The following is an 11,389-nucleotide window of genomic DNA, read 5'->3' as shown; positions in this document are numbered from 1 at the left end:
CCGCACGGGCTACCCTTTTCGAAAGAAGCCTGTGCGGGTGGGGCGGCACGGATGCCTTTTGGCGCAAATGAAGGACCTCGATGCCATTAGTGGTTTGCTTAAAAACGACCTCGAGCGCATCGAGGCCCCCTCAGATGCGGATGGCCATTGTCTCTTCGCTGGCGATGTTCTCGTCGCCAGCCGGGGCAACTGGAATACCGCGTCGGTGATTGTGCCAAAAACAGACGACATAGTCATTGCTGCGCCAAATCTCCTGGTGGTTCGAATCAGGACTGCCACCCTACGCCCTGACTTTTTTGCATGGTGGCTGAACCAGCCTGACACGCAAGAGATGATTCGTGCCCGGCGATCAGGTTCCACAATTCCATTTATTTCGATTCCGGAATTGTCGGATTTGAAGGTTCCGGTACCAAATGTCGAAACACAGGAGAAAATTCTCAAGATTCACAAACTGTGGATAAGGGAGCAGGAACTGCTCGAAGAAATCAAAAATAAACGGCGCACATTTGTGCAAAGCATTTTAGCCGACATGACAGCCGAAAAAATTAAAATTTTAAAATCAGATGAAACAAATTGACCAAGACCAGATTAACCAAGTGGCATGGAACGCCTGCGACACGTTTCGCGGCACGATCGACCCAGCCCAATACAAAGACTACATCCTCGTAACACTGTTCCTGAAATACTTGTCCGACGTGTGGTTGGACAAGAAGGAGGAATACGAAAAGGAGTTTAAAGGCGATGCCGAGCGCGCGAAGCGGCGGCTGGCGCGGGAACGCTTCATCCTGCCGGATGGGTGCGATTTCTACACCCTGTATGGGAAGCGCTCTGAGGCGAACATTGGCGAGCTTATCAATGTGGCGTTGGAGCAAATTGAAGACGCGAACAAGACCAAGTTGGAAGGCGTGTTCCGCAACATTGATTTCAACTCGGAAGCGAACCTTGGCCAGACGAAAGAGCGCAACAAGCGGCTCAAGTCTCTGCTGGAAAAGTTCGCAGTGGAAGAGCTCGACCTGCGCCCGTCGCGGGTTGGCAAGCAGGATATCATTGGCAACACCTACCAATATCTGATTGGGCACTTTGCCAGCGACGCGGGCAAGAAGGGCGGCGAGTTCTACACGCCGGGCGAAGTCTCGGAACTGCTGGCGAAGCTGCTCGCGCCGAAAAAGGGCAGCCGCATCTGCGACCCGACGTGCGGCTCTGGCTCGCTATTGATTCAAGTGGGCGACGAAGTGGGCGACAACGATTTCTCGCTCTATGGGCAGGAAATGAACGGCAGCACCTGGGCGCTGTGCCGGATGAACATGCTCGTCCACAACAAGGACGCGGCGCGAATTGAGTGGGGCGACACAATCAACAACCCGAAGCTCATCGAGCGGGATTCGCTGATGAAGTTCGACATCGTGGTGGCGAATCCGCCGTTCTCGCTGGCGGATTGGGGCGCGGACAGCGCCGACGCCGACAAGTTTCACCGCTTTCATCGCGGTGTGCCGCCCAAGAGCAAGGGCGATTACGCCTTCATCAGCCACATGGTCGAGACGGCGATAGAAGGCACGGGAAAGGTGGGCGTTATTGCACCGCATGGCGTGCTGTTCCGTGGTGGCGCGGAAGAACGCATCCGCAAAGCATTCATCGAAGAAAATGTTCTGGAAGCGGTGATCGGTCTCCCGGAAAAACTTTTCTTCGGCACGGGCATCCCCGCAGTGATCCTGATCTTTAACAAGGGGAAGAATACGAAGGACGTATTGTTTATCGACGCAAGCAGGGAATTTGTGGAAGACACAAACCAAAACAAACTGAGCCAAGACCACATTACGAAAATCGTGGCGACCTACGCGGCATTTAAGACGGTGGACAAATACGCCTACCGCGCCACGCCGGAGCAAATCGACGAGAATGATTTCAATCTGAACATCCCGCGCTATGTGGACACATTCGAGCCTGAGAAACCAGTCAATTTGAAAGCCGTACAGAATGATATTGATGACTTGGAAATCGAATTGGCACGCGTGCGTAAGCAGATGGCTGGATACCTCAAGGAGCTCGGGCTATGAAACTTCCAACGGAGTGGCGTGTTCTTCCTTTCGGGGAGGTTGTTGAACACTCCCAATATGGAATCTCAACCCCAACAAGCCCGGATGGAACGATCCCGATTTTGGGGATGAAGAACATTAACGATGGTCAGGTGGTGGTGGGGAATCCTGATCGTGTGTCTATCACGGAAGCGGTGTTGGCAAAGCAGCGCTTAAAGGACGGTGACTTGCTTTTCAATCGGACAAACAGCCTAGACCTTGTTGGTAAAACGGGACTGTTTAGGGAGAGTGGCGATTTTGTGTGCGCGTCTTACTTGGTGCGATTCAGACTTCGCCGGAACTTGGTTGATCCTCGTTACGTTTGCTATTTGTTCAACACATCTCATTCCCAGCGCATCATGCGCCAGTTAGCGACGAAAGCCGTGGCGCAGGCGAACATCAACCCAACCTCACTGCAAAGAAAGTTTTTGCTCCCCTTGCCGCCAAGACAAGAACAAGTTGCTATAGCGGATCTGCTGGAATTTTGGGATGACGATATTTGCAGAACGGAGAGCCGATTGGGGAAAAAGTTGGAATTTAAGCGGGGGCTGATGCAGCAACTGCTGACGGGGCAGACGCAGTTCAAGGAGTTTAAGGGCAAACCGTGGCGCAAATTACACCTTGGCGATATAGTCAACTTTGAGCCACGCGTCGTTCCGAAGCCCAAAGGAGCATTTCTAGCTGCTGGCATTCGCAGTCATGGCAAGGGTGTTTTCCTGAAACGTGATTTCGAGGCAGAAGACATTGCACTCGATGAATTGTTTGTGCTGCGCGCGGATGACCTCGTAGTGAATATCACGTTCGGTTGGGAAGGCGCTGCGGCCATTGTCCCGTCGGAAGCTGATGGCGCGCTTGTATCGCATCGGTTTCCGACGTTTACGTTCAAGCCCGCCGTGAGCTTTCCAGGCTACTTCCGTCACGTCATTAAGCAAAAACGGTTTGTTCACGCAATGGGGCTGGCGTCCCCTGGCGGCGCTGGGCGTAATCGCGTTTTGAGCAAGACGGAGTTCATGCGCATCCCAATTGACCTGCCATCAATGGCAGAGCAAGAGCGCATTGCCACTGTGCTGAATGACTGCGACCGCGAAATCGAATTACTGCAAAAGCAACTCGACGCGCTCAAAGAACAAAAGCGTGGGCTGATGCAGAAGTTGCTGACCGGAGAAATCCGCGTGAAAGCGCCCGATAAAATATGAAAAACGACTTCGATAAGCTGATGGCCGAAGTAAAGGCGCTCCACGCAAATTTGATGGATATGGAGCTGCGGTTACGGGATCAGCTTCCGACCAGCGACACCTTTGGTGGTGTTTACGTTTTCTTTGAAAAGAGAAAGGCCCTGTATGTTGGCCGCGGTGGGAACGTGCGCGAACGGGTCCTGCAGCATAGTCGCAACAGCGTTCATGATGCGCCGTTTGCATACCGGCTGGCACGAAAAGCCACGGGGCGGTTCGCAACCTACAAAGTGGAAGGTGGCCGGAAATCGCTGAAAAAGGATGCAGCTTTCTGCGAGGCATTGCGGAAAGAAAAAGTGCGCATCAGCCAGATGAGCGTTCGTTATGTGCGGGTGGAAGATCCGGTCACACAGGCACTGCTGGAAATCTCCATCAAGGACCTTGTTGAACACGCCCTACAACGAATTTAAAACAACTTAGATAAAATGAGTGATCCAAAAGAACCGCAAGCACCAAAGGTATTCATTTCGTATTCGCACGACACGCCTGCCCACAAAAAGTGGGTGGCGGATCTCGCGTCAAAACTGATGAGCAACGGGATCCAAGTCACTTTGGACCAGTGGGAAATCGGTCCTGGCGACGACGTGCCTAAGTTCATGGAGAAAGGGGTGTCTGAGGCGGATTGTGTGCTGATGATTTGCACCGAAGCCTACGTTCGTAAGGCAGATGACGGCAAAGGAGGTGTGGGTTACGAAGCCATGATTGTGACGGGTGAATTAGTGAAGAACTTGGGAACATCGAAATTTGTCCCTATCATTCGACAGGAAAATGGAGGAGGCGTATTGCCCAAGTCTGTAAGCACGCGGTTCTACGTGAACCTGAGCGATGAGAAGAGTGTTGAAGAACAATTTAAAGAACTGCTGCACAAGGTCCATAAGGTTCCGAAAGTGAAGAAGCCGGAGCTGGGAAAGAATCCGTTCGTAGGCGAGTTAGGCGGCGGGGCGGCACCAGCGGTTGTTCCCGTTGAGGTGAAAGTGGAGGATGCTAGCGCGATGTATGCGGCGGGCTTGGCGATAGCGCAGCGCGGGGACTTGATGGGCTGGCGGAAGCTAGTGCAGAAAACGCGGGAACCGCTGGCGAAAAACCTGAGTACGTGGAGGAGTGCTTACGAGGGCAAGGCAGCCCTCGTCGCGGACTTGCCAAGGATCCTGACCGAGGGGTCTTCGATTTACAGCCCACTAATGAGCCTAGCCGTGGCAGGCGCGGTGTCGGGCAACGCGAAGTTCAGCAACCAGACGAGCATCCTGGATGAGCTGATAGGGCCCGCGGGCTGGAACGTGGCCGGCATGACCTATCTGACACAGATACCTTCGGCGCTTGTGTTTACTTTCCAAGCGGTGCATGGGGCGGCGTGTCTTTTCTCTGGGGAGCTGATGCGGGGCGTTGCGATGTCCCGCGCGAGGGTGCGCGACTCGTACAGCAGCCAGATGGATGAACTGTTCAAGCAGCCTCCCTTAGTTGGGTGGCCATATTCGCTGAACGAGCGACCAGACTTCGCGTTGAGCTACCTGGTCGGCTTGTTCGATAATTGGGCCTGGCTAGCCGAGCTGTTCGGCTCGAAGGAGGAGTACAAATCTTCGCTGGTAGCCTACTACCTGGGGTTGCATGTTCAGGAGCTGGCCAACCTCATCGCGAGCGGCAACGATGCTGTGTTGGAGGCCGATGGGCATATGCCGCTAGTTCCGATCCAGAGCTTGCGCATCGAAGCCGACCAGGGCAGCCGGTCTTACAGGCTGCTGGTCCACTCCCCCGAGGAGGTGAGGGCCATCTGGAGGACTCTGGGTGTGAAGGATGCGCAGATGGCGGCGGCCTGGGACAAGTGGCTGAGCCTGACGCTGCGGGCGATGACGGCGTATCGCGGGCAAGGGACATCGTGGCGGCGACAATTTCCACATGAAAATTTGCTGAAAGATATCCGACCGGAGGGGGCGGGAGTATGAACAAACCATCTTTTCAGGAGGACCACGTATCGCAGGTGCCAGCGTTGCAATTATTGCAAAATCTGGGCTTTACCTACCTGCGACCGCAGGAGGTGTTTCTGCAGCGCAAGGGGCGGCTAGGCAATGTGCTGTTGGAAGGCATCCTGGCGGAGCAACTGCGGAAGCGAACCTTCAGTTACAAGGGCGGGCAATATGCATTCACGGAAGCGAACGTCCAAGCGGCCATTCAAGCTCTCAAGGATGTGCCGTTCGATGGTCTGGTGCGGACGAGCGAGCAAATCTATGACCTACTGGTGCTGGGCAAAGCGATGGAGCAGATGGTGGCGGGCGACACAAAAAGCTTCACACTCAACTTCATCGACTGGCGCAGGCCGGCGAACAACGTGTTTCACGTTGTCGAGGAATTTGAGGTAGAACGCACTGCCAGCAAGGACAAGTGTCGACCCGACGTGGTGCTATTCGTGAATGGCATTCCGCTCTGTATCATCGAGTGCAAGCAGTCGGGCAAAGACATGGTGGAACAGGCGATTTCGCAGAACATCCGCAACCAGGGCGACGATTACATTCCAAAGCTGTTCGTTTTCTCGCAACTGCTGCTGGCGGTGACGGCAAATGACGCGGCCTACGCGACGACGGGCACGGCGTCGGCGTTTTGGGCGCGCTGGCGCGAACTGGATGACGTGACGAAGGAGGTTCACACACTGATCAACCGACCCTTGAGCCGGGTGCAGAAGGACAATCTGTTCGCTGACCGTTTCGGGTATGTGAAGACCTATTTTGACGATTTGGAAGCCGAAGGTCGGGAGGTCACGGAGCAGGACAGAACTCTTTACAACCTGTGTCGCCCGGAACGGCTGATTGAACTGGCATGGCGCTTCATCGTGTATGACGCAGGTGAAAAGAAAATCGCCCGTTACCAACAATACTTCACGGTGAACAGTATCATTACCCGCGTGCGTAAGCTGCAACCGGACGGCCGACGGTTGGGTGGCGTGGTATGGCACACGCAAGGGTCGGGCAAGAGCCTGACGATGGTGATGCTAGCGAAGTCGCTGGCGCTGGAACGGGAGATTTCCAATCCGGTGATTGTTCTTGTAACTGACCGCGTGGATTTGGACGAGCAAATCAAAAAGACGTTTCACCAGTGCGGGCTTGAACCGGCGCAAGCGCAGACGGGCAAGCACCTGACAAAGCTCATTACAGAGGGCAAGGAGAGCGTCATCACGACGGTCATAGATAAGTTCGCCTCGGCGGTGGACGCGGGCGAGTTTGAAAATGAATCGCCAGACCTGTTCGTTTTGGTGGATGAAAGCCACCGCAGCGTGTATGGCGAGACGGGGGCGAAGATGGAAAAGGTGTTGCCGAACGCATGCTTCATCGGCTTCACCGGCACTCCGCTAATGAAGAAGGAGCACAAGACGGCGAAGAAGTTCGGCGGCTACATCGAACCATCCTACACGATTGACCAAGCCGTGCGGGACAAAGCCGTCGTGCCGCTGCTCTACGAGGGGCGGCTGGTTTTGCAGCAAGTGGATCAAAACGCGATAGACAAGTGGTTTGAAGTGGTGACGAAGCCGTTGAGCGAGGCGCAACGGGCGGACTTGAAAAAGAAATTTGCGTCGGCGGACCAGTTGAACAAGGCCGACCGGAAGGTGTATGAAGCGGCGTTCGACATCAGCGAGCATTACAGCCAGAACTGGCAAGGCACGGGGTTTAAGGCGCAACTGGCCGCGCCGAACAAGGCGACGGCGCTGAAATACAAGAAATACTTGGATGAGTTCGGAAAAGTGACGAGCGAAGTGGTGATCTCAGCACCGGACACCCGCGAGGAACAGGAGGGCGTTTATGAAGTGGACACGGAAGAAGTACGCGCCTTCTGGAAGAAAATGATGGCGAAATATGGAACTGAGAAACAATACCTCGAACAAATCATCAACGCCTTTAAGCGCGCGCCCGAACCGGAAATCCTGATTGTCGTCAGCAAGCTGCTAACGGGCTTCGACGCGCCGAAGAACACGGTGCTGTATCTGTGCCGATCATTTCATGAGCACAACCTTTTGCAAGCCATCGCACGGGTGAACCGGCTGTCCGGCGGGAAGGATTTCGGTTTCATCATGGATTACTACGGCGTGCTGCAAAAGTTGGGCGAGGCGATGGATATTTACTCGGCGCTGCCGGAGTTTGATGAAGATGAAATCTCCGGCACGGTTACAGACGTGGCGGAAGAAGTCGCCAGCCTGCCACAGAAACATTCCGAGTTGTGGGACGTGTTCAAGACGGTGAAAGGTTCAAAGGACAAAGAGAAGTACGAACGGCTGCTGGGCGACGATGAAGTGCGCGGACAGTTTTACGACAAGCTGAACGCCTATCACCGGACGCTGGGCATCGCACTGGCGACGATGCAATTCCTGCGCGAGACGCCGGAGAAAACCATCCAGCGTTACAAGGATGACCTCGCTTTCTTCCTCAAGCTGCGCGTGTCGGTGAAGCAACGCTACGCGGAGCAAGTGGATTACAAAGAATACGAAAAACGAGTGCAAAAGCTGATTGATACGCACGTCCGCTCGGAGGGCATCCAGCAAGTCACGCCGCCGGTGAACATTTTCGAGAAGGATGCTTTCAAGTCCGAAGTCGAAAAGCTGGAAAGCGTGGCATCGAAAGCGGACACGATCGCGCACCGGACGGTACGCACCATCACAGAGAAGATGGACGAAGACCCGGTGTTCTACCGGCGCTTCGGGAAAATTTTGCAGGACACGATTGACGACTACAAAGCGGGGCGGTTGGCGGAGAAGGATTACTTGAACAAGGTAACGGAAGTTATGGAGTCCGTGTTAAGTCGCACCGGGGACAAACTGCCGGAAATCCTGCGCGACCGCGACGTGGCGAAGGCGTTTTACGGCGTGGTGAGCGAGACGCTAGAGGGCCTGGAGTTCAGGGAGGAAACCGAGCCGTATGGAACACAGAATGTCGCGGCGAATCTGGCAGTGCAGATTGATAATGCCGTCCAGGAGCGGTTGCGCGTTGATTGGCGCTCGAATCCTGACGTGCAGAACGAAATGCGAAACGCCATAGATGACTTGCTATACGAAGTCAGGTCGCAGAAGGGTGTGCCGCTGACAGCGCAAGACATGGACGGGATCATTGAGCGCGCACTTGAAATCGCCAAAAATCGTTACCCGCGCTGAGGTCCTTGCGGACGGCCACCATGAATCAAGATTACGAAATTGATTTTGCCGGGAGGAAGATTGCGTTCCGGCTGCAACGGTCGGACCGGCGAACGCTGGCGATCACGGTGCAACCCGACTTGAGCGTGGTGGTGACCGCGCCCAAAAAAGCGGCGCTGGAAAACGTCCTGGCAAAAGTGCGGAAGCGGGCGGTCTGGGTAAAACGTCAGCAACGCTATTTCAGCGAGTTCCTGCCAAAGACACCGCCGCGCCGGTACGTAAGCGGCGAGACGCATCGTTATCTGGGCCGGCAGTATCGGCTGAAGGTCGTCGAGACGAAGGCGGCGGAAGTGAAGATGCGAGGGCGGTTTATCCTGGTGCATACCCCAAACAAGGAGGACAAGGCTCGGGTGCGGAAGCTAGTGGAAGGCTGGTATCTGGCGCGTGCGAAGGAGAGGCTAGCACGCAGTTTCGAGGAAAACGTTTCGCGGTTGGGCACGCGCTTAGGAACGCCGCCCCAGATGCAAGTGCGCCGGATGCGCAAGCGGTGGGGAAGCTGGACGCGGCGAAGTGGCGTGTATCTGAACCCAGAGTTGGTGAAGACGCCCGCGTCGTGCATTGACTATGTTGTCACGCACGAGCTTTGCCATGCGGTGCAAGGTAACCACGGGAAGAAGTTTTATGAGCTGTTGCGGCACGTGATGCCCGATTGGGAAGAACGGAAGGGGCGGTTGGAACGAGTTGCGGTGGGGTGAGGTCGATCGCGGGCGAGGCGATGCAAGGGGGCGTAAGTAGCTGGTGTTTTGGGTTCAATGTGCGACAGTCGTGGGAATGGATAACTTATTTAGTAATGAACTTTTTGAAATTCCTTGTCCGAAGTGTAAAAAAGAAATTCAGAAGCCGCTGAGCTGGTTCAATAAGGACATTGTGAGTTGTCCCTTTTGCAAGGCGGCGATTTCCACGAGAAAATTTCGGGCAAAGCTACAGGCGACTGAGAAGGAATCGGCAAGGGTTCGGAAGCAGCTTTAGCCGTAACCATACAGTTGAACAGGAGAAAACAGAGAGAACGGAGAGAAAACTCCGTTCAATTGATTGCTGGCGCAGGGGATCGTAGTCGTTGATCGCGTACGCGGGTGGAGGCATGTGGAGGATCAGGGTCGCCGGCTTAGTTAGGGAGCGCGCGGCAACGCATCCTTACCAACGCAAGGGAACGTGCCTGGCGGTTGGATTGGATCGCGAGTCGCGTCTGCGGATTAGCTCGGTCGGTTGAGTAATGTCACCGACGGAGTTAGGGGTCGAGTCCTTCCGGACGGGCACCACTCTCACCCCACCGATTTATTGTTTGCTGGCGCGGTAGATTAGAGCCGCAGATCTCGTCGGAAGGTTGTGCGGAGTATTGGACAAGGTGTTGCGTCTAATGGTTTATGAAACGGATTTTGGCGGTGGTGGTTTTGGGTTGTGTGATGGTGGCAGGGGGGACCTCTTACGCGGAGGGGCTGGCGGTGGATGTGGTGCCGACGGTGAATCGGGAGGAGGCGTGGGTGTATGTTTCGGGTGAGGTGAACCGGCGGTTTTATGTGGTGGTGAGTAATGTGTCGGATCGGCCGCAGCGGGTGTATGAGGATTGGAATAGTTGGGGATATTTTTCTTTGTCGTTTGAGGTGAGGACGGCGCAGGGGAAGGTGGTGAAGATTACGAGGTCGGAAAGGGATTGGAGCAAGAATTTTGCTTCGACGTATACGATTCCGGCGGGCGGGCACTATGTGTTGCCGGTGCAATGGAGCACGAATGAGTGGCAAAATTTGAATTTAATTTCTGGTGCAGAGCAGCAACCGGTGAGGTTGAAGGCGGTGTTTGAGATTCCGGAGGCGGAGACGAATACGTATCGGGTTTGGACGGGGCGGGTGGAGTCGGTGCCGAGGGAGGTGAGGGTGAATAAATGACCGAGGGCAGGTCGGCGTGTTGCGTGTTGCGTGTCCGAATGGATGGGGTGTGGGATGCGCCGCGCTTCTGAAACCAAATCATGTCGATGGGGCATTCTCCAGGGTCTTAATATCGAGCGAAAGCGCGTTGGCTTGGGACATGGTGTATGCGTAGGCCGTGTCATAGACATCTACCCTGTGAAAGTATTCCCCCAACTCAGGATGACATTTCAAGGCAAGCGCCACCCATGCTTTTCGATAGGCTTCGCGGGCCTTGTCGAACTCGGCATTCCCGAAGAGTTCGCTGCGTGCGGCGTCGAAAGTCTTGCGGTCATGGGAGTATTCGGGATACTTGAATTGCGGTTGGAGCCGCTTATCCAACGCGGCGATGGCGGCGGTTTTGTCCGTCAGATCTGAATTGGTAGCAATGGAATACCGTGCATCCTGATATTCCTTGGTGAGATTAATGAATTTGGTCAGGTCTGGGTGGAGTTCGAGGACGTGCGCCATTTCGACATTCCTGTTTTGCACGAAAGCGGAATAATGTTCAGGGGTATAAAAGAGCTCTTCCCAAAGCTTCGCGGCGATGCGCCCTTCTGATGTCCGGTCCAGCCGGGAAAGTTTTCCAGTCAAAATTGACGCATTCTCTTTGAGCGCCTTGAGGTTTCTCTTGAGATGTGGCAGGTCTGCCTTGGTATAAGGCTTCGGTGGGAGAGTTGTGTCGCTGGGCCGCCTGACTGAGATGGCAAGGAGCGCCCAGATCATGGTCGCGAGGCACACAACCATGACTACGATAAAGCGCGTGCGGTTCGGGCCGTCTCCATAATCCTCTGACTGACCAAATAAGCGTTCCACGTTCATATTATCTCATCGCGTGGAAAGCATTTGGTGTTCCACTACCTGGGCGGGAAAATACTTGTTTCATGATCGGTTGATGGCTGGAAGGTAAAAAACTCCAATAAATTGGAAGGTTTACATTGACAGAGTTAGTTCATGTTGGTATTTGTTAGTTATGGGATGTGAAAGTGTAAATTGGCTGACCGGACTCAGGAGGGT

The 11,389-nt window shown here is 54.6% G+C and carries 9 protein-coding genes; 8 read left to right on the top strand and 1 reads right to left on the bottom strand.

The features are described 5' to 3' along the window. The 8 genes from CFLAV_RS36775 to CFLAV_RS31190 form a co-directional block, all read left to right on the top strand. On the top strand, positions 1-577 hold a 577-nt coding region (locus CFLAV_RS36775; RefSeq protein ID WP_237712490.1), incomplete at its 5' end, for a restriction endonuclease subunit S. After that, the gene (locus CFLAV_RS31230) at positions 564-2,054 is read left to right on the top strand and encodes a type I restriction-modification system subunit M (RefSeq protein ID WP_007418948.1); all 1,491 of its coding nucleotides are present in this window, start codon (positions 564-566) and stop codon (positions 2,052-2,054) included. The genes CFLAV_RS36775 and CFLAV_RS31230, both read left to right, overlap by 14 nt. Then, positions 2,051-3,268, top strand: a complete 1,218-nt coding sequence (locus tag CFLAV_RS33580; RefSeq protein ID WP_007418947.1) for a restriction endonuclease subunit S — start codon at positions 2,051-2,053, stop codon at positions 3,266-3,268. Before CFLAV_RS31230 ends, CFLAV_RS33580 begins: the two co-directional genes overlap by 4 nt. Further along, entirely contained in the window at positions 3,265-3,714 is a 450-nt protein-coding gene (locus tag CFLAV_RS31215; protein ID WP_007418946.1) for a GIY-YIG nuclease family protein, read from the top strand. Before CFLAV_RS33580 ends, CFLAV_RS31215 begins: the two co-directional genes overlap by 4 nt. 15 nt (positions 3,715-3,729) lie before the next feature. Further along, positions 3,730-5,244, top strand: coding sequence for a toll/interleukin-1 receptor domain-containing protein (locus CFLAV_RS33575; protein ID WP_007418945.1), 1,515 nt, complete (start codon positions 3,730-3,732; stop codon positions 5,242-5,244). After that, positions 5,241-8,432: a type I restriction endonuclease subunit R gene (locus CFLAV_RS31205; RefSeq protein ID WP_007418944.1), complete on the top strand. Its 3,192-nt coding sequence runs from the start codon at positions 5,241-5,243 to the stop codon at positions 8,430-8,432. The genes CFLAV_RS33575 and CFLAV_RS31205 overlap by 4 nt, the downstream gene beginning before the upstream one ends. A gap of 5 nt (positions 8,433-8,437) precedes the next feature. Beyond that, the gene (locus CFLAV_RS31200; RefSeq protein WP_050786013.1) at positions 8,438-9,166 is read left to right on the top strand and encodes a M48 family metallopeptidase; all 729 of its coding nucleotides are present in this window, start codon (positions 8,438-8,440) and stop codon (positions 9,164-9,166) included. 669 nt (positions 9,167-9,835) lie between these two features. Next, positions 9,836-10,354 (top strand): hypothetical protein, encoded by a 519-nt coding sequence (locus CFLAV_RS31190; RefSeq protein ID WP_007418941.1) that lies wholly within the window; start codon positions 9,836-9,838, stop codon positions 10,352-10,354. Positions 10,355-10,432: 78 nt separating this feature from the next. Here the strand turns inward: CFLAV_RS31190 and CFLAV_RS31185 are convergent, their stop codons facing one another. Further along, positions 10,433-11,194, bottom strand: a complete 762-nt coding sequence (locus CFLAV_RS31185) for a hypothetical protein (protein ID WP_007418940.1) — start codon at positions 11,192-11,194, stop codon at positions 10,433-10,435. Between the last annotated feature and the right edge of the window lie 195 nt (positions 11,195-11,389).

This window comes from Pedosphaera parvula Ellin514, from assembly GCF_000172555.1.
Classification (GTDB): domain Bacteria; phylum Verrucomicrobiota; class Verrucomicrobiia; order Limisphaerales; family Pedosphaeraceae; genus Pedosphaera.
This window is presented reverse-complemented; position numbering and strand designations above follow the sequence as displayed.